The 17,990-nt window shown below is 64.1% G+C and carries 14 protein-coding genes and 4 pseudogenes; 1 reads left to right on the forward strand and 17 read right to left on the reverse strand.

Annotated features, from left to right (window positions below):
* The first annotated feature begins 32 nt into the window (after positions 1–32).
* The gene (locus tag AB4O25_RS08765; RefSeq protein ID WP_017528247.1) at positions 33–1,241 is read left to right on the forward strand and encodes a DUF1835 domain-containing protein; all 1,209 of its coding nucleotides are present in this window, start codon (positions 33–35) and stop codon (positions 1,239–1,241) included.
* 110 nt (positions 1,242–1,351) lie between these two features.
* Here the strand turns inward: AB4O25_RS08765 and AB4O25_RS08770 are convergent, their stop codons facing one another.
* From AB4O25_RS08770 to AB4O25_RS08850, 17 genes and pseudogenes are all read right to left on the reverse strand, one after another.
* Positions 1,352–2,125, reverse strand: a complete 774-nt coding sequence (locus AB4O25_RS08770) for an OmpA family protein (RefSeq protein ID WP_065877601.1) — start codon at positions 2,123–2,125, stop codon at positions 1,352–1,354.
* Positions 2,126–2,135: 10 nt separating this feature from the next.
* Positions 2,136–2,522, reverse strand: a complete 387-nt coding sequence (locus AB4O25_RS08775; RefSeq protein WP_223271400.1) for a DUF4398 domain-containing protein — start codon at positions 2,520–2,522, stop codon at positions 2,136–2,138.
* A gap of 175 nt (positions 2,523–2,697) precedes the next feature.
* Positions 2,698–3,120, reverse strand: coding sequence for a RidA family protein (locus tag AB4O25_RS08780; protein ID WP_017528244.1), 423 nt, complete (start codon positions 3,118–3,120; stop codon positions 2,698–2,700).
* Between the two features lie 11 nt (positions 3,121–3,131).
* On the reverse strand, positions 3,132–4,715 hold the full coding sequence (locus AB4O25_RS08785; protein ID WP_460150765.1) for a flavin monoamine oxidase family protein: 1,584 nt from the start codon (positions 4,713–4,715) through the stop codon (positions 3,132–3,134).
* A 12-nt stretch (positions 4,716–4,727) separates the two neighbouring features.
* Positions 4,728–5,654 (reverse strand): ABC transporter substrate-binding protein, encoded by a 927-nt coding sequence (locus AB4O25_RS08790; protein WP_460150766.1) that lies wholly within the window; start codon positions 5,652–5,654, stop codon positions 4,728–4,730.
* Between the two features lie 17 nt (positions 5,655–5,671).
* Positions 5,672–6,444, reverse strand: a pseudogene (locus tag AB4O25_RS08795) (amino acid ABC transporter ATP-binding protein).
* Positions 6,437–7,403, reverse strand: a pseudogene (locus AB4O25_RS08800) (amino acid ABC transporter permease). The pseudogenes AB4O25_RS08795 and AB4O25_RS08800 overlap by 8 nt, the downstream one beginning before the upstream one ends.
* Before the next feature lie 16 nt (positions 7,404–7,419).
* Positions 7,420–9,812, reverse strand: a pseudogene (locus tag AB4O25_RS08805) (TonB-dependent receptor plug domain-containing protein).
* 577 nt (positions 9,813–10,389) lie between these two features.
* On the reverse strand, positions 10,390–10,653 hold the full coding sequence (locus tag AB4O25_RS08810) for a DUF6124 family protein (protein ID WP_017528238.1): 264 nt from the start codon (positions 10,651–10,653) through the stop codon (positions 10,390–10,392).
* Between the two features lie 827 nt (positions 10,654–11,480).
* Positions 11,481–13,701: pseudogene (gene gspD, locus AB4O25_RS08815) on the reverse strand (type II secretion system secretin GspD).
* Positions 13,698–14,222: a hypothetical protein gene (locus AB4O25_RS08820; RefSeq protein WP_460150767.1), complete on the reverse strand. Its 525-nt coding sequence runs from the start codon at positions 14,220–14,222 to the stop codon at positions 13,698–13,700. The pseudogene gspD and the gene AB4O25_RS08820 overlap by 4 nt, the downstream one beginning before the upstream one ends.
* A complete protein-coding gene (gene gspM, locus AB4O25_RS08825; protein WP_017528252.1) occupies positions 14,219–14,830 on the reverse strand; it encodes a type II secretion system protein GspM in 612 nt (203 codons plus the stop codon). The genes AB4O25_RS08820 and gspM overlap by 4 nt, the downstream gene beginning before the upstream one ends.
* Positions 14,805–15,848: a PilN domain-containing protein gene (locus AB4O25_RS08830; protein WP_026067287.1), complete on the reverse strand. Its 1,044-nt coding sequence runs from the start codon at positions 15,846–15,848 to the stop codon at positions 14,805–14,807. The genes gspM and AB4O25_RS08830 overlap by 26 nt, the downstream gene beginning before the upstream one ends.
* Complete coding sequence (locus tag AB4O25_RS08835; protein ID WP_065877615.1) at positions 15,845–16,570, reverse strand: general secretion pathway protein GspK; 726 nt, start codon at positions 16,568–16,570, stop codon at positions 15,845–15,847. The genes AB4O25_RS08830 and AB4O25_RS08835 overlap by 4 nt, the downstream gene beginning before the upstream one ends.
* Positions 16,567–17,196 (reverse strand): prepilin-type N-terminal cleavage/methylation domain-containing protein, encoded by a 630-nt coding sequence (locus tag AB4O25_RS08840; protein WP_017528233.1) that lies wholly within the window; start codon positions 17,194–17,196, stop codon positions 16,567–16,569. The genes AB4O25_RS08835 and AB4O25_RS08840 overlap by 4 nt, the downstream gene beginning before the upstream one ends.
* Positions 17,193–17,555: a prepilin-type N-terminal cleavage/methylation domain-containing protein gene (locus AB4O25_RS08845; protein ID WP_017528232.1), complete on the reverse strand. Its 363-nt coding sequence runs from the start codon at positions 17,553–17,555 to the stop codon at positions 17,193–17,195. Before AB4O25_RS08845 ends, AB4O25_RS08840 begins: the two co-directional genes overlap by 4 nt.
* Entirely contained in the window at positions 17,552–17,983 is a 432-nt protein-coding gene (locus AB4O25_RS08850) for a GspH/FimT family pseudopilin (protein ID WP_460150768.1), read from the reverse strand. Before AB4O25_RS08850 ends, AB4O25_RS08845 begins: the two co-directional genes overlap by 4 nt.
* Positions 17,984–17,990 lie beyond the last annotated feature (7 nt).

A 17,990-nucleotide genomic window follows, 5' to 3' on the forward strand; every position in this document is an offset into this window, starting at 1 on the left:
TAAAGCGGAAAAGGTTTGTGCAAGGAGCTCGTATGTCGCAACGTCCCGTCACCTCCAACACCGATGGCCGTCTGAACCTTGAGCAGCAGCGCAAGCGTGCCAAGGAACTGTTATCCCAGCTCAAGACCCAAGACCCGGCAGCCACGCTATCCCAGGCCCAATGGCAAGTCGCCAGACAGCTCGGTTTCAGCAGTTGGCCCAAGCTCAAGGCGCATGTCGACGCCCTCGACTTCGCGGCTCGCCACCCGGGCTTCGATGCCAGCGATGAAGCGCGCACCACCCACTGGCGTTGCGGCAGCGACATTGCCCACACACTGAAGGTGGCAGGCTTCAAGGGCCGCTTCCGGATGCTGACCGACCCGCTGTGCATGGGCCCGGTGCGCGACCTGCCCCGCCAGGCATTCCACGACATGCGCGGCGCGTTCATCAGCCGGGCCTTCGCCATGGACGAAACAGACACCGCACGCCGCGTGGTCGACGAATACACCCAACTGCAAACCCTGGCCAGCGCCGAACACAGCGTGCTGTGGTGCGAGGCGGATGCCTATGACCAGCTGTTCCTGATCCGCGCCCTGGCCGGTCTCGAGCAGGCTCCGCCCAGGCTGGAACTGATCGAGGTGGACCGCATTCCCGGCGTCGAGCGTTTTATCGGCATTGGCCAACTGGCACCGGATGTATTGGCCTGGTTATGGCCGCAACGGCGCGTGATCGATGACGACGCGGTTCACCTGGCCAAACAGGCCTGGGCGGCGTACTGCGACAGCTCACCCATCGCACTGGCGCAGTTGGCCCATGCCGAGCACACCGCCCTGCCGCTTATGGCACCCGCCCTGTTGCGCCAGTTGCAGGAATTGCCGGGGCTTGAGGACGGCCTGTCGCTGACCGAACGTCTTGCCCTCACTTACATCGCCGAAGCCGGGCCGGTAGCGTTCGGCCGGGTGTTCGCCGAGTTGATGGCCAAGCGCGAGCCGCTGCCGTTCCTGGGGGACATGATGTTTCATGCGCTGCTGCGGCCGTTGATCGATGGGGCACAGCCGTTACTGCTGGAAACCGAGGCCCACCTGCCATGGCCTCAGCGCAGGCTGGCGTTGACGCCGTTGGGAAGCGAGGTATTGAGTGGCAACGCCAACTGGATAGCCCACACCCAATCAGAGCGGTGGGTAGGCGGTGTTTGCACGCGGCCGGGTGAGGCGCATTGGGCGTTGGACCGCCACCTCAAGCCGGTGTGGCGCGAGCGCTAGCAACGCGCCCTGACGTGGCTGCGTCTGCAGCGTGGGTGACACACCGCACACGCAGCCGCGCCAAGACCCCGCAGCGGCTACGCAAAGGGCTCGTCCATGAGCGTCGAGACTCAGCGGCGAGCACTGACCGCCGAGGCACCGTTGGACACGATCACTTCCACGCGGCGGTTCAGCTGGCGCGAGTGTGCGCTCAGGTTGTCAGCGACCGGGAACTGCTTGCCGTAACCGGTTACCGTCACGCGCTCGGCCGCGACGCCGAGCCGTTGCAGGCCACGGGCGACCGCCTGGGCACGTCGCTCGGACAAGCTCTGGTTGAAAGCATCAGCCCCCGTGCTGTCGGTGAAACCTTCCACGCGCACCTGGCGCTCCGGGTTCTGTAACAGGAAATCCGCCAGCCCCTGAAGATCACGCGCGCTGGCGGGCTTGAGGTCGGCCTTGGCGGTATCGAACAGCACATCCCCAAAGGTGATGACCTGGCCACGCTCGGACGGCTTGGCCTTCATCGCCTGCAAAGCCTTGAGCTGCGCGGTGCGCACATCAAGCTGTACCTGGGTGCGGTCGGCCGCGATGTTGTCGAGCTGGGCATCGGTTGTGCGACCAATGATGGTCTGTTCCGCCAGGGCGATTTTCTGCGTGGCGAGGTAGGCCAACTGGTTGACCTGCGGGTCGGTGCGACTGTGCAGGGAGAGTTGATTGGCGCGGTCCAGCGCGTTGGCGGCAATACGGGTTTCAACCGCCGCCAGGGTATTGGACTCGGGCTTTTGTTGCAGGTCGGAGAACTGGCTGCGGGCTTGCAGCAGTTGCGGGTTTTCCGGCGCAGTCGCACAACCGGCCAACGCCAGGCTCAGGACCGACAGGGCAGGAATGAAAAAAATGGCACGCATGGCAAAGTCCTCAGTGGGTGGTCGCGGGGGCGTTGAGCATTTCTTGCTTGAGCACCTGGATGCCCTCCCGCGCCTGCTTCAAGACCTGTTGTTTACGCGCGGCATTGGCCTTGACTTCGGCCAGGTTGGCGTCGGCTTCGATCTGCTCGGCCAACGTGTGGACCTGGACCGAGTTCTTTTCCCCGATGGCTTGCTCCATGCGCGCCAATTTGTCCTGGGCTGTCCTCAGTTCCAGCGGGGCGAATTGAGTGGCTTGCGCCGACAGCGCGCGCTCTACCGAGTCACGGGCCAGGGAGATTTTTTCTGCGGGCAGAGGCGTTGCGGCGCAGCCCGCCAATGCACTCACGACGATGACGGCGAAAGCCGAGCGGCGCAGGTAGTTACTGACACTCGTCATTTTCACGGTTCGGCTCCTAAGCATTGGGTTCGAGTGGCCCTTAAGGGCCCGCCTGAGTTCAAGCGGGGGCCATGCTAGGGAGGAAAAACATTAATCAGAATGGTGAGATTTCCTGCTTATGTGTAGGAAATCTCCCAATAACCAGCGCCCCGGCGCACGCCCTGCACCGTTGCTGTCAGGCCGGCCTGGCGGCGACCGCTTCAACCTCCACCAACGCCCCCGGCAACGGCAAAGCCACCACTTGCAGCGCCGTGCGCGCCGGTTTGTTCGGCTGTTCGGGCGTGCCGAAAAATTGCGTGTAGCCGCGCTGCAACCCGGCAAAGTCGAGCTTGCCCTGGGTCTGCTCGGCGCCCACCAGAAACACCCGCAGTTGCACGATGTCGCCCAGGTCGAGGCCTTGTTGGCGCAAGATCTGGCGCAGCTTGTTGAACACCGACACCGTCTGAACCTCGGTATCGCCAAACACCCCTGGCACGTTCGGGTCGGCCAGGTCGGGCAAGGTGCCGCTGACGAAAACCAGGCTGGCGCAGGCCGGTACGGTAACGGTCTGCGAGATCGGGAAATCACCGACGCTGGTGCGTTGGATGCTGTCGCTCATGATGAGTCTCCTTAAGAAGCGGCCAGTGCCGCGACCTGTCGTTGTTGGGTAACCCGTTCAGCCAGTTGCGCAATCACGTGCCGCGCCGAGTTGGCCGCCGACTCCTGCCAGATGCCCACGCCGCTTTGCACCAGGCCGTCACCGGCGAAATACACGCGACCGTGGCCGGCTTCGAGCAAGGCGCTGGCATCGGCCGCAAAGTGTTCGCGTTGCAGCCATGGGCCTTCGCTGTAGGGGATCTGCTCCCAGGACACGGCCAAGGGGTTGCGCAGGTGTTTTGAATTGCCGGGGTGCAGCAGCTCCACGGCCTCCTTGGAGGCGGCGTATTGCTCGGCAAAAGGCGTTGCGCCAAACGCATCGGCGCCCTCGCCGGTCACATAGCCCGCCACCAGCACGCCGTCGCGGGTGTTGAGGTCGTTGCTGGGGTACCACAGCAGGCGCGCCGGGTGATCGATCCACGACAGGCCGCCGTAGGTGCGGTAGTCGGTTTCCCAGAAGCGCAGCGATTGCCAGGCCACTTTGGTCGCCTGGTCGTTGCGCGTGCCGTGCAACGCGGCTTTGATCGGCTCGCTGAAGTCGGTGTCGAGCCTGGCCAGCAGCGGCAACGGCAGGGTCGAGATCAAATAATCGGCGCGTACCACCTGTTCGCGGCCGCTGCCGCGGTCGTGGTAGGTCACCGCCACGCCGTCATCCCGTTGGCGAATCTGGCGAACCACCGCGCCCAACTGCACATGGTCACGCACGCGCTGGTAGAAGGCGTCGGTGATGCGGTCCATGCCGCCGACGGGCTGGAACATGGTCGCGGAAAATTCCGGGAACTCGGTGTGCAGCAACGCGCCCCACAGCTCGGGATGCAGCAACCGATCCAACCCCAGCGGTGCGCGGCTGGCCGGCAAGGCGCCGGGATGGGCAAGAGATTCCAAGTGCCCCGAACGAAGCGTGCCCTCAAAGGCCAGCTCCTGGGACAAGTCGCCATACACCTGCAAAAAGCCCAGCAAGCGCGTGCGCTCCTCACCGCTCAGTACGTCATCGAGGGCATCGCGTTGCACCGCTTTGGCCAGCAAGCCGGACACATGCCCGCGCGCATCGTTGATCGCCTGGCCGACCGTGAACGCCGGTTGCCGCAGATCGGGCCGTACCTGGGCGCCGTGGCTGCTGTTGACCAGCACTTCCAGGGGCACACCGAGTTCGCTGCAATAGTCGAGGAGCGTGCGGTGCTGGCTCGGAATCCTGGCCGGGCCGGCGTTGAAATACAGGCCCGGATCGAAGGCCACGGTTTGCGTGCGGCCATTGGTGTAGGCCACGCGATCACCCTGGCGCAGGGTCCAGGTGCGCCCGCCGACGCGGTCGCGCGCCTCCAGCACCTGTACGTCGAACCCGGCGCGGCCGAGTTCCAGGGCGGTGACCAACCCGGCAATCCCCGCGCCCAGCACCAGCACGCGGGTGCCCTGCCCCAGGCCCTCCTGGAGTTGCAACGGTTGCGGGCGGCGGTGCGATGACGGCCCCAACCCCAACACCGCGAGTGCATCCTTGACCGCCTTTTCACCGCCGACCGCAGCGATGCTCGACAACGCTTCACGTCGTGTCAGTCCCATGCTCATTGCTCCTCAGTCCGGCAAGCCGGGTGGGTTGATCTGCGATGCGTCGACACGCTCCACGTCCAGGCCCCAGCGTTGCAGCACCTGCTCGTATTGGCCGCCGGCAATTGCGCCTTGCAGGGCGGTGTGGATCGGCTGCACCAGGCCATTGTCCTTGCGCGTGGTCACCGCGATATCCGCCTGCAACGGCCAGCCGCCATTGACCGTGCCGACGCGCTTGATACCCCCGGTGATCGCCGCCGAATAGGCGTACACCGAGTTGGGCCCGAACAGCGCATCGCTGCGCCCCGACTGCACCGCCAGTTGCGCGGCGGCCTGGTCGTCGAAGTACTGCAACAGCGCGGGCTTGAGGCCGGCCTTTTCATTGGCCTCGTTCCAGGCCAGCAGGACTTTCTCCTGATTGGTGCCGGAGCCGACGATGATCTTCAACCCGGCGATGTCCGCCGCCTGTTTGATCTCGGTGATCCTGCTGGTGGTTTTGACGTAGAAGCCGAGCACATCCTGGCGATAGGTGGCGAAATCAAAGCGCTTCTTGCGCGCCTCGGTCACGGTGACATTGCTGATCACGGCGTCGTATTTGCCCGAGCTGACCCCCAGCGGCCAATCCTCCCAACTGGTCTGCACCACGTTGAGTTGCAGGCCCAGGCTGTCGGCGATCAACTGCGCGGTGTCGGCTTCGCTGCCGATGGTGGTCTTGTCGTCACTGGCCAGCAGCGCCAGGGGCGGCCCGGCCACGCCGGACACGGCCACGGTGAACTTGCCCGGCTGGGCGAACTTGAAGCCCGGCAGGATCTGCGCGATGGCCGCCGCGTTGCGCGGCGCATGAATGCGCGCGCGGTCCGGGCTCAGATCCACCGGTTGCACGGCAGCGAATGCACTGTGCGCGGCACTCAGGGCCAGCGTCAACCAGGCCACGCGGGCGGTTTTGATAGACATGGCAGTCACTCCGTTAACTAAAGCACCTTGCCGAGAAAGGCGGCGGTGCGGGGATGTCGGGGTTGGCGAAGATCTGTTCGGGCGGGCCCTCTTCGATCAGTTGGCCGTCGCAGAGAAACACCACGTGGTCGGCCACCTCGCGGGCAAAACCGATCTCGTGGGTGACGATCACCAGGGTCACGCCCAGCTGGGTCAGGCCCTTGATCACGTCGAGCACCTCGCCCACCAGTTCCGGGTCGAGGGCTGAGGTGGGTTCATCGAACAGCAGCACTTTCGGGTCCAGCGCCAGGGCGCGGGCAATGGCCACGCGTTGCTGCTGGCCGCCGGAGAGTTGGCGGGGGTAAGCGTCGACCTTGTCCGCCAGGCCGACCTTGGCCAGCAGTTCACCCGCCTTGGCCTGCGCCTCGGCCTTGCCCCAGCGCTTGTGGGCAAGGGGCGCTTCGGCGACGTTTTCCCAGGCGGTGAGATGCGGGAACAGGTTGAAGTTCTGGAACACAAAACCCACGTCGATACGCCGCTTGAGAATCTCGCGTTCCTTGAGTTCAAAGAGCAGGTCGCCCTTGCGTCGATAGCCGACGTATTCACCGTCGATGGTGATGTGGCCGCTGTCGATCTTCTCCAGGTGGTTGATAGTGCGCAGCAAGGTGGACTTGCCCGAGCCGGAGGGCCCGAGAATCACCGTAACCTTGCCAGGGTCGATGGTCAGGTCGATGTCCTTGAGCACCTGTTGGTTGCCAAAGCGTTTGCCCACGCCCTGGATTTGAATGCGCCCGGCGTGTGTTTCACCCATGGTGTTTCTCCTTGAACCAGCGGCGCACCCGTTGCACCGGCGTGGGCGGCAGCACTCTTGCCGTACCCCGTGCGAAATGCCGCTCGACGTAGTACTGCGCGCTGGTGAGCACGGTGGTGATGATCAGGTACCACACGGTGGCCACAATCAGCAGCGGGATCACCGCCTGGGTGCGGTTGTAGATGACCTGCACGGTGTAGAACAGCTCCGGCAAGGCCAGCACGTAGACGATGGAGGTGCCCTTGACCAGGCCGATAATTTCGTTGAAACCCGACGGCAGGATCGAGCGCAGCGCCTGGGGCAGGATGATGCGAAAGATCCGTCGCGACGCCGGCAGCCCCAGGGCCGCTGCCGCTTCATGCTGGCCGGCGTCGACACCGATCAGCCCGCCGCGAATGATCTCCGCCGCGTACGCCGCCTGCATCAGGCTCAAGCCCAGCACCGCCGTGGTGAACTGGCTGAGCACGTCCACCGTCGACCACTCGGCGAACACCACGCTGGTGAACGGCACGCCGAGCACGATGTGGTCATACAGGTAGGCAAAGTTGTACAGGATGATCAGCACCAGCAGCGCCGGCATCGAGGCGGAAGAACCAGATATAACCCCAGGCCAGCGCCGCCAGCAGCGGCGAGCCCGACAGCCGCGCCAGGGCCAACGCGGTGCCGAGGATGACGCTGAACAGCGTGCTCAACAGGGTCAGCAACAAGGTCTGGCCGAGGCCGCGCAGTACCGACGGCGAGAAGAACCACTGGCCGAACACGCCCCACTCCCAGCGCGGGTTGGTGGCCAGGGAATGCACGACGGCCAGCAGCACCAGCGCGGCGAAGATCGACCCGGCCCAGCGCCAGGGATGCCGCGCGGGTACCACCCGCAGGGCTTTGATCGGTGTGGAAATGCGCGCCTGGCGAACCGGGCGGTGCGTGTCGATCAGGTCATAGGATTTGGCGACGATAGGCATGCTGTATTCCTCGGCCTCAGAAGGCATAGGTCAGGCGGGTGTAGTAATACCCACCGGTAAAACCGTAGGGCGAATAGGTGCCATAGCTGCTGAGCATGGTGCTGCTGGGCACGCCTTGTTTCTTGGGGTAGAGGTCGAACAGGTTCTTGGCGCCGATGGCCACGTTGAGGTCCTTGGTGAGGCTGTAGCCAAGGTCGAGGTCGGTGATCCATTTGGCGCTGTAGACCCGGTCGAGGCCGCGGTCGGCGGAGACGTTGACCTCCTTGTAGGCGCCGTAGCGGGTCAGGGCCAGGTTGAGGTTGAAACGGTCGATGCTCCAGTCACCGCCGAGAATCAACTTGGTGCTCGGTTGCACCCCGGTGATCAGGTTGCGCGCCTGGCGGTCCATCAGGTCGTAGGCGGTGCCGAGGATCGTGGTGGACGCTTTGTAGTTGAGGATTTTGGTCTGGTTCCAGTTGAATGCCGCGGTCCACTTCAGCGCGCCATAAGGGCCTAGGTCCTGGTTGTAGTTGCCGACCAGGTCCAGGCCTTTGGTGCGGGTGTCGGCGCCGTTGATAAAGTACTGGCCGCCGGAGGTGGAAGTGATGCCGTTGCCTTGCAGCACCTGGGTGATTTCGGGGCCGAGCAAGGTGCCGGTCAGGGTGATGCGGTCGCGCAGGTTGATCACGTAGGCGTCAGCGGTGAAGTTCAGGCGGTCGGTGGGCGTGAGGGTGAAACCCAGGCTGAAGTTGGTCGAGCGCTCGGGCTTGAGTTCCTCGGCGCCCAGCGCTTTGGCGGCCGCCGAACCCACCGGCAGCACCCCGTAGTTGATCGACTGATACACCCCGTTCACTACGCCATAGGTGGTGGAGCGCGCACTGAACAGGCTGTTGGCCAACGACGGCGCTCGAAAGCCATTGCTGACCGTGGCGCGCACGGCAAATTGCGGGGTGAAGTCGTAGCGGGTGGTCAGCTTGCCGCTGCGGGTGGCGCCCACGCCCTGGTTGTAGTGCTCATAGCGAAACGCGGTGCCCACGTACCAGTCCGGCAGCGGGTTGAAGCCCACATCGACGTAACTGGCCAGGCTGTTGCGCGAGGCGCTGCTCTCTTCATCCGGCGAAATGCCGTTGGTGACCTGGGCCCCGGAGGAAGCGCAATTGCCCGGCGCCACGCAGTAACCGCCGTTGGCATAGGAGGCGTAGTCACCGGCCCGGACCTCATAGGTGTCGCGGCGATGTTCGAAGCCGTAGCTCAGGTCCAACGGTTTTTGCAGGCCCACATCGAAGCCGCGCTTGAAGTCGAGGTTGGTGGTCAGCTCGGTGCTGATCCAGGTGCCGGAGGTAAAGCTATTGGGCGTGGCCTCGCCCAGTGACGGGTTCTGGTTGTGGGTGGTGCCCTGCTCCGCTTCGTTGCGCCCGTAGGTGCTGGACAAATCCCAGTCCCACTCCCCAAGCGTACCCTTGCCGCCGAACGCGGCCTGGAAATCGTCCTCGTCGATGTACCAGGTCGGCGTATAGCCGCCGGGGTAGCCATTGGGACCGGTGGTGATGGTGTTGGTGATGGTCGGCAGGCGGAAATTCTGGCCCTGCTCGGCCTTGCGTCGGGAGTAGGTGGTGAAGGAGTACAGGCTGAAGCTGTCGTCGATGGGCAGTTCGGCGTTGTAGCCCAGGGTCAGCAGGTTGGTCTTGGGCGTGCCGTAGCCGCCATAGGTGGCACGGCCGGCCTGTTCAAAGCCTGGGCGTAGGTGTAGCCGTTGGCACTGGCCTTGTTGTCATCATTCTGGCTGCGCGCATCCAGCGCCAGTTGCAGGATGCCGCCATTGCCGATCTCGAAACCCTTGTTGAGGCTTTGTTGCACGGTCTGCTTTTTACCGTCATAGCCCAGGCCGGCATTGGTCACCGAGGTGCCGCTGGTGTCGGCCTTGAGGATCACATTGATCACCCCGGCGATGGCGTCGGAGCCGTATTGCGCGGCGGCGCCATCGCGCAGCACTTCCACATGGTCGATGGCGCTGATGGGGATCAGGTCGAGGTCCGCCGGTGCGGCGCCGGTGTTGATGCCGTTGATGTTCAAGGTGGCGGCGGTATGGCGACGCTTGCCGTTGACCAGCACCAGCACCTCGGCGGCGCTCAAGCCGCGCAGGTTGGGCGCACGGGCAATGCCGCTGGCGTCCCAACCGGTTTTTTCCGGCAGGGTCAGCGACGGGATCACCGCGCTCAAGGCTTCCATCAAACCGGGCTTGCCGGTGCTTTGCAGTTGCCTGGCGCTGACCACATCGATCGGCACCGGGCTGCTGGTGACGGTACGTTGTTCGGCGCCTCGGTTACCGGTGACGACGACGGTGGACAGGGTGCTGTCGTCCTGGGCTTGCGCGGTGTTCCCCAGGATCGCCAGCGCCAGCACCGTGGTGGGTTGTAAAACGTGCTTCATAGCTACTCCCAGCGTTGCAAATCGCGAAGTCGGGCAGGCACGCGGTCGTGCGCGGTGCTCGGGTTTTGTGAGGGGTGTTGCGGCGATTTGGCGCTAGGTGTGGCGTGGGGGTTGAATCGGCAACATACGTTGAGCTCCCTTCCAACGATTCTGCCGCGGGATGATCACCCCGTTATGGCGCGCAGAATCTTGATTACGCTGGGTACCATCCGAGGTCAGGGGTAGGCTGTTGCGATCAAACATAACGGAATGGGTTTTGAAAATATAATGCTGTTTTGGTATAAGCTAATATTCTCTACTTTTATTATTTTATTGATATAAATAATATATTTTGATATTGGCCTTAGCTTAGACGGAGGCCTACCTGATCTGTGCAGATCAACGTGTGGGAGGGGGCTTGCTCCCAATGGCAGTGGGTCAGTCATAGATGCATCACTGCACTCCCTCATCGGGAGCAAGCCCCCTCTCCACATTTTTAACCGCGTTCCTTCAGTATTTCGCCGGGCGTAACAGCTGCATCTGATGATCGCCCGGGCAACCATCAGGATCAACGCCAAGCAGCAGTCGCTCCCACCTCTCATACAGCCGGGTGGGACTTATCCAATGCCCTGTCCACCAACAGTTGCACGCCTTCAAGCATTCGACACATGCCCAGCGCGACATTGCGTTGGGCACCGTCGATTTCAAAGGCCAGATGGGTGGCGATGTTGCTGATAGAGGCCAAGTCCTGGGAGGCATTGACCAGTAAGGTTTCCGTGTCCAGATCGGCGCGTACGGTGAAGAGCCCGTAACGGGTATCGGTGTCTGAAGCGCTTGGAGGATTTGGGCTGTCTTTGATCATGGTGGAACTCCTACGAAAATGGAGCCGCCACGATTCGCGGTCAAACGAAATAAGGTGGCAGCTATACGCGGGTTGACCGACCGGCTCGTAGGAACACCGGCATACCCGAAGGTATCCCGCGCACAGCTGCCGCGACACGATACAACAGACGTAAAAAAAACGCCTGAGTCGATGTTGGCACAGAAGCACTACGAGTCGGACGGTCAAATCCGGTCGCTGAATTGGCAGCGACGGCCAGGAGGTTAGTCAGCGCAGTTCCGAGCGACAACCTGAAAGCTTTGTCCGGAAAGATCCGAGACTCGCACCTGCGGAACTCCGTTTCATAGGTGGCTGCGATCTGCTTGCTCTTGCTCCCGCTCCCGCGCTGTTGCTGTTGCCGTGGCTCTGGCTCTGGCTCTGGCTCTGGCTTTTGATCTTGATCTCAGGCGCCCCGTCAAACACGCTGGCCGAACGCAGGCTTGAATCCGTGGGTAACCCGGCAGGACGCCGGGTTAGCCGCCCTGCGCCATGGATGGCGCATGGCGGCGGCCCACGGATTCAAGCCTGTGTTCGGGCACACCGAGCCTAAGCGAGGTGCCGAGTGTTGGGGCGAAGCGTTTTTGGTTACTTTTGGCGCTCTTCCAAAAGTGACACGCCGTAAGGGCGTAACCCTAAGTGGCCGTTACCGCAGAAATGGATATGTACTCGATCTGATCCAACATCCAGGTCGGCTGTCAGGCCGTCACGGGAGCAAGCTCCCTCGCCACAGGTACAGTGTTCCCCGCTCTATCGCTTAACTGACTGGCATCAGGGCAAGCCCTCCCGCCCACCTTTCCAACCGCATTCCTTCAGTTTTTCTCCGGCCGCAACAGCTGCATCTGCTGCCGATAATCATCCGTCACCTGCCTTGCCTGACTGCTGCTGGTGATGACCCTAGGCGTAATCAACACAATCAATTCGGTACGGTCCTTGGACTTACTGGTGCTCCCAAACAGCCACCGCAACCCCGGAATCTTCCCCAGGTACGGCACGGCGCTCACCGTGTCGGCGTTGTCCTGTTTGATCAACCCCCCCCAGCAATACCGTCTGCCCGCTCTGCACCGCCACCTGGGTCGACACCGACCGTGTGGAAATACGCGGATTAGTCGGCGTGTCGCTGTTGGCGTTCGCCTGGTCCTGGGCATCGCTGACCTGCTGCTGGATATCCATGTACACCAACCCGCCCGGGTTGATGCGCGGCACCACATCCAGGATCACACCGGTCTGCACATACTCGACGCTGCTCAACGTCGTGTCTGAGGTGCCGGTGTTCACCGTGGTCTGGCTGATGGGAATGTTGTCCCCCACCTGGATCTGCGCCGGCTGGTTGTTCATTACCACCAGCGACGGCGCCGACAGCACCTGGGTGCGGCCGTTGGTTTCCAGCGCATGCAACGCCACTTGCAGGTTGGAGCTGACAAAGGAGTAGAACAACGAATCCGCCGCGCCCAACCCCGCCCCGCCACCACCCAGCGCGCCCTGGCTGCCGGCGGCATTGGCCACGGTGGTGCTGGTGGAATTGCCGGCCAGGCGCCCGAGGTACCACTGCACGCCCAAGTCCAATTCACCGGTGAGTTTGACTTCGAGGATGCGTGTTTCGATCTGCACTTGCAGCGGTGGGTTGTCGAGGCGCTTGATCGCCGATTCGATCTCCTTCCACTGCACCGGGCGGGTGCGCACCAGCAGTTGGTTGCTGCTTTTTTGCGCGGTGATGCGGGTGCCGGCGTCGAGGCTTTTGGCGGGAGCGCCGTCGGTAACCTCTGGCTCGGCGGTCTCTTCGGCCTCGGCTTCTGGCGCCTGGTCATCGGCGGCGGGTTGGTTATTGAGCGTACTGCTCAGCCCACCCGGGGTGTTGCCGGAGGTGCTGTTGGTACCGGGCGATGACAGCGTCGCGGTGCGCAAACCGGGGGCGACCTTGGCCGGGGCGTCGTCCTTGATCGCGCCGCTGCCGTAGATCTGCCGCAAGTACTTGGCCAGGTCGCTGGCTTTCATGTTGCGCACGTCGTACACGTACATCTGCGGCTCGTTGCCGCCGCCTTCGTCGATGGTGTGGATCCAGTCGCCGACTTCGCTCAGGTACTGCGGCTGCGACGAGATTGCCACCACCGAGTTGGTGCGCTCGATCGGCAGGAACCGCACCATGCCCGCCAGGGGCATGCCGCTGTCGGGGCCGAACATCTTTTGCAGCTCGGGCATCAGCTCGGCCACGGAGGCGCGTTGCAGGCCGAATACGCCGACGGACATGCCTTTGAGCCAGTCCACATCGAAGGTGTCGATGGTGTCCTGATAGTTGGCCAGTTCCTCCGGCGTACCGGCCAGGCTCAGCACGTTGCGCGCCGGGTCCACCAGCAAAAACGCATTTTCACGGGCGAACGGCTTGAGCAGCTTCTGCATCTCGGTGGCGGAGATATAACGCAGTGGAAACAGGCGCGCCGACAACCCGCTGGCGGGCTGCGACACGCGCATTTGCGGCACCAGCTTGCCCGCCACCGCCTGGTTGGCCGCCAGGATCACGTAGCGATTGCCCTGCTTGATCATGGCGTTGTCGGTCCAGGACAACAGGGTTTCCAGGATCGACAGCGCCTGCTGCTTGTTCACCGGTTTGGAGGTGGAAAAACTCACATTGCCCTTCACGCCCTGGGCAATGCTGTAGTTCTCGTGCAGCAGGTCGCCCATCACGCTGTTGATCACCGCTTCAATCGGCTGGTCGGCAAAATTGAACACGATGTCGCCACCGCCCTCCTCCTTGAGTGCCGACGCCGCGGCGGGCTGACGCACGAACTGCTGGTTGCCGCGAATCAACTGGCGTTGGGCCGCAGGGTTTGCCGCAGGCTGGCCGCTGTTGACCGGCGCTTGTTCACTGGCCGGATCCACGGGCGGGCGTTGCGCACCGGTACCCTGCATCGCTTCGTGCAACAGGGCCTCGTCCGGGTCGAGGTGGTCGGGGAATGTCCCGCAGCCCGCCAGGGAAATAGCGGTTGCCAGGCAAAGCACGGTGGTGCGCAAGGCGCCAGGGTAGGTATCGATCAAGGGGCGGACTCGTGAGGAAGGGTAATCGGGGGCGTCGTCGACGGCGGCGGTAGACGCAAGGCCCGCAGGCTCAGGGTTTGCCTGCGGCCATCGAGCACAAAGCGCGCGTCGCGCGGGGTCAGGTGTTCCAGGCGCCAACCGTTGGGCAGGGTCTGGTCTTGGTGGACTTTCAACGGCGGGCCGTCGGCGCGCTTGAGCAGTGCCACGCGCAGGTCGCCGTCCAGCACGATGCCGGTGAGGGTCAGGCCCGACAGGCTGGAGACCGCCGCCTGGCCCACCGTAGGATCCGGGCTGCGGTCGGTGCTGAACAGCGGCGCCTGCCAGGTACCGGCCAGGCTGTCCAGGCTTGCATCCGGCGCGGTCAGCGCCTTGGCCGCGGCATTTGCGGGGGTGGCGGGCTCAGGCTCCGGCAGCCACTGCGGCGCGTCGCCGATGCTGCTCAAAATACCCAGCATCAGCACGCCCAACGCGGCGGACAGACCGAGCAAAACCCACTCAATCGGGCGCAATGGGTTGATCATCGGGCCACCTGCCGCGCGCCGGCCGGTTGCAGGTAACCGCGCACCAGCAAGTGCACCACCAGTTTGCCGGCGCCTCCGGTGGCGGGCGCGTGCGGGCCACGGCGGATGCTCATTTCATCGACGAACAGAAACGGGCGCTGGTACTCCAGCTCATGCAGGATCGCGGTCAGCGGTTCGATGGCGCAGTTGAGGGTCAGGCTGACTTTGACCTGGCGATAAGGCTCGGCATCGTCCTGCTCCGGGGTGATCGGCATGCGCTGGGTCAGGCTGCAACCGCCACCGAGACCGGCGCGGCTGTTGATCAGGTCGACGATGCGTTGCATCAGGTCGGCCGCGACCGCGCTGGGGTCATTGCCCGGCAACAGACTGGTGCTGCTGGCCGGGTCTTGCCGCGCCTGTTCGAGCTGCTCGCGCAAGCTGTCGCGCTGGCGCAGTACCCCGGCATAACGCTGTTGCTGTTCACGCAATTGTTCGGCCTGCTCGCCCATGGCGCGCAAGGGGCCGGCGAACCAACTGTCGATCAATAACCAGTAAGCGGCGCCGAGCACCACGGCCAGGCCGATCAAGGCCGCGCCACGGCGCTCACGGGGTGTCAGTGGTCGGCGCATCGGCGGCCTCCTGGTGCAGGTGGGCGCGCAAGGAGAACTGATCCTTGCCGGTTTGCGCATCGGGTTGAATCACCCCTTCGAACTGGGCGTTTTCCAGGCTGTGGCAGTTCTTGATACGGGTGATCAACGCACTGGCCTTGGCGCTTTGCCCGGAGAAAGACACCTGGGCGCCGTCGTTGACTTCCAACTGGTCGACCCAGGTGTCGGCCGGCAGGCACGCGGTCAGTTCATTGAGCAACGCGGCCAACGGCGGCTGGGCCATTTTGCGGCGAATCAGGTACTGCGCGGCGCCCCGCGTATTGAGCAGTTGCTGGCGCAACGCCTGGACCTCGGCGACCTCGGCTTTCTGTTCGCGCACGCTGTGCTGCATGGCGTCGAGCACCCGCTGGCGGTCGTCGAGCCACAGCAACATGGCCGCAATCAGCAAGGCACCGCACAGCCACGGCAGGCTGCGTTGCAAGCCTTTGCCGGCCGGGCGTTGGCGTGGACGCAACGGTGCCGGCAGCAAGTCGATGCCCATGGGCCTGCCCGTGTCATCCGCCACATCCACGGCATGCGGTTGCAGGCCGAGGGCGGCGCAGTCACTGAGGACCCGGTCCAGGCGCTCGCGCAGGATCGCCACCAGCATCACCTGCAAATGGCTGGCTGTGCGGCGCTCCTGGCGCGCGACGAAGTACAGCTGCGCGGCCTCGAACGGGGTGAAGCGGTCCAGTTCATAACCGACCACCGTCGACAGGTTGCGCGCGGCGGCCAGTGGCAATTGCAGGGTTTGCACCAGCACAGCATCAGGCGCCAGTAACAGCACTTGGCGCGCCTGCCCGGTGGGTTTGGCCACGGCCCCAGTGAGCGGCCACGGGTAAACGTGCTCGGGGATGTCGTGCAAGGACAGCCACGCGGGCAGGCAGCCACGCAGTTCCTTGAGCCACCAGCGCCACCCCTGTTGCAGCAGGCTGGCGCGCCAGCGCCGGGCAATCGGCGCGGCCAGCGCCTCCAGCCGCGCGGTTACGTGTTGATTTATTCTTGCCAACGCAATACTCGATAAGGTTGTGCGCTACCTTGCGCGGGGCTCAATAAAACCGTGGCTTGTACTTCGGCGCGGTAGCCACCGGGGCGTTGTGCACGGCTGATCACCACCAGCACCTCGCCGGGGTCGGCGCCCACCGCACTCTGATGCGGCAGGTTGAGGGCGTGGCGCATCAACGGGCTGGCGAAGGCCGGGTCGGGGCGGTCGAGGCCGCTCCACAGGCTGATTTGCGGCACCAGGGCGCTGTACAGCGCTTGGGTCATGCCGGGCAATTGCCGCACTTCTTCCACCACCCGGAACGGCGCCAGGCCCTGGTTGCGCCGCACTTGCAGCGCCCTGGCCAGTTGCCTGGCCTGGGCCTGGGTGGCACCGCACGCCAGGGCCAGACGGGCAAAGTCAGCCACCTCGGCGCTGTTGAGGTACAACTTGCCACGCTCGCTGTACAGACTGACGTGCAACTGCGCATCGTCGAACACCAGCGGGACGTCACGCCCATCGGCAATCCACTGCTTGCGCTGCAACGGGTCGGCCACGGCTTGCATCGCCAGCGCCACGCCCGCCTCGGCCGCCAATACCGCCTGGGTATGCTGGCGATGCCAGGCCGCCTGGCGTGTTTCCAGTTGCACCCAAGCGGCGAGGCCGCCCAGCAACAAGCTGAGCAACGCCAGCACCCAGAGCACCAGCAACAGCGCGACACCGCGTTGATGCCTGATCATTCGGGGGAGCCGCTCGACAGGTTCAGGCGCAAGGCAATCACTTGCGTCACCCAAGGCACCGGCCCGTTCACGTGCGCACTGATGCGCACCGCATACGGCAGGCGCCTGGGCCACGGCCACTCACTGATCCAACCGGTGGCCTGGCCCTTGGGCGACAGGCCGCGATAGCTGAAGTGCAAACCCTCAACGCCCTTGAGCAACACCTGCGGTTCGCTGCGCGAGGCCGGCACGCTGACCTGCGCCTTGGACTCAAACTGCGCGAACGCCACCTGTAAATCGCGCGATGCCTCGGGGCCGGTCAACTGCAAGGTGAAGCGCTGGATGCCGCCGCCAAGCACGCCGGGCAAGGTCGCGACAAATTGCATGCGCTGCGGGCCACCGGCGAAAAAACCATCGACCTGGCTGTCGTCCTCGGTCACGTCCAACGGCAACGACTCGCTGATGGCGGTGCGCAAGAACTGCTGGGCGGCACGCATTTCATCCAGGCTGACCGTGTAGCGCTGGGCCTTTAGCACCGCGCGATTGGCGCCGAGCAACGCGCCGCCGACCAGGGTCAGCAACACCCCGAGCAGGCTCAGCACGAGCATGATTTCGAGCAAGGTAAAACCCTGCTGGCGCCGCTTCACGGAGCGTTCCCGGCAGTGCGCAGCTTCAGGGTGCTGAACGTGGCCTGACGCGGGCCTTCGCGCACCGTCAGGTCCAGGCGATACAGGTGGGGCTGGCCGACACGACTCGGTTGCCGGGCAATACGCAGCTGCCAGCCGATGCCGTCCATCTCGCCCTCATGAGTGCCGTTGGCGAGGGGCCCACTCCCCTGCTCATCCATCACGCTCACGGCGGCGTGGGTAAGGCGGTCGCTGTGGGCAACCTGCAACAGCGAGCGCGCGCTCTGGCCGAACGCGACCAGCAGCACGGTGCTACAGATCGCCATCAGCGTCAGCGCGGCGAGCATTTCCAGCAAGGTGAACCCGCGCTGGCGCTTCATGGCAACGCCCTGGACTGAACGCTGCCGGTGAGCCAGCCAATATCGATGCGCCAACGCCGGCTGCCATTGGCCAACAGCAGGTTGCCGCCGGTGGAGCTGCCATCGGCATAAAACGCCACCGCCGAACCGGCTTGTTCGGCGGTGTGCAGGGTCACTTGCAGGTCGGCCGGCCAGTGTTTTTTCGGGCGCCCGGATGCTTGAAAACTCAATTGCTGTAAATCGAAGACGGTGCTTTGGGGGGTACCACTCACAATTGCCCGCGCCCGCGTGCTGCGCAGCGCCTCGACGATCTGCCCGACGGCCTGGCGCTCCTTGGCGGCGCGCAGGCCCTGTTGCAGGCCGAAGCCGATCAACCCGGCCGCGACGCTGATCAGCACGATCACCACCAGCATTTCCAGCAGGGTAAAGCCGCGTTGAGGGTTGGCCATGGGGGCG

The sequence above is a fragment of the Pseudomonas sp. S3_A03 genome, assembly GCF_054668275.1.

Excerpts from the sequence above, each read along its gene's own strand:
- AB4O25_RS08765 (WP_017528247.1), top strand. The coding sequence starts at position 33 with ATGTCGCAACGTCCCGTCACCTCCAACACCGATGGCCGTCTGAACCTT.
- AB4O25_RS08770 (WP_065877601.1), bottom strand. The coding sequence starts at position 2,125 with ATGCGTGCCATTTTTTTCATTCCTGCCCTGTCGGTCCTGAGCCTGGCG.
- AB4O25_RS08775 (WP_223271400.1), bottom strand. The coding sequence starts at position 2,522 with ATGACGAGTGTCAGTAACTACCTGCGCCGCTCGGCTTTCGCCGTCATC.
- AB4O25_RS08780 (WP_017528244.1), bottom strand. The coding sequence starts at position 3,120 with ATGAGCGACAGCATCCAACGCACCAGCGTCGGTGATTTCCCGATCTCG.
- AB4O25_RS08785 (WP_460150765.1), bottom strand. The coding sequence starts at position 4,715 with ATGGGACTGACACGACGTGAAGCGTTGTCGAGCATCGCTGCGGTCGGC.
- AB4O25_RS08790 (WP_460150766.1), bottom strand. The coding sequence starts at position 5,654 with ATGTCTATCAAAACCGCCCGCGTGGCCTGGTTGACGCTGGCCCTGAGT.
- AB4O25_RS08810 (WP_017528238.1), bottom strand. The coding sequence starts at position 10,653 with ATGATCAAAGACAGCCCAAATCCTCCAAGCGCTTCAGACACCGATACC.
- AB4O25_RS08820 (WP_460150767.1), bottom strand. The coding sequence starts at position 14,222 with ATGATCAACCCATTGCGCCCGATTGAGTGGGTTTTGCTCGGTCTGTCC.
- gspM (WP_017528252.1), bottom strand. The coding sequence starts at position 14,830 with ATGCGCCGACCACTGACACCCCGTGAGCGCCGTGGCGCGGCCTTGATC.
- AB4O25_RS08835 (WP_065877615.1), bottom strand. The coding sequence starts at position 16,570 with ATGATCAGGCATCAACGCGGTGTCGCGCTGTTGCTGGTGCTCTGGGTG.
- AB4O25_RS08845 (WP_017528232.1), bottom strand. The coding sequence starts at position 17,555 with ATGAAGCGCCAGCGCGGGTTCACCTTGCTGGAAATGCTCGCCGCGCTG.
- AB4O25_RS08850 (WP_460150768.1), bottom strand. The coding sequence starts at position 17,983 with ATGGCCAACCCTCAACGCGGCTTTACCCTGCTGGAAATGCTGGTGGTG.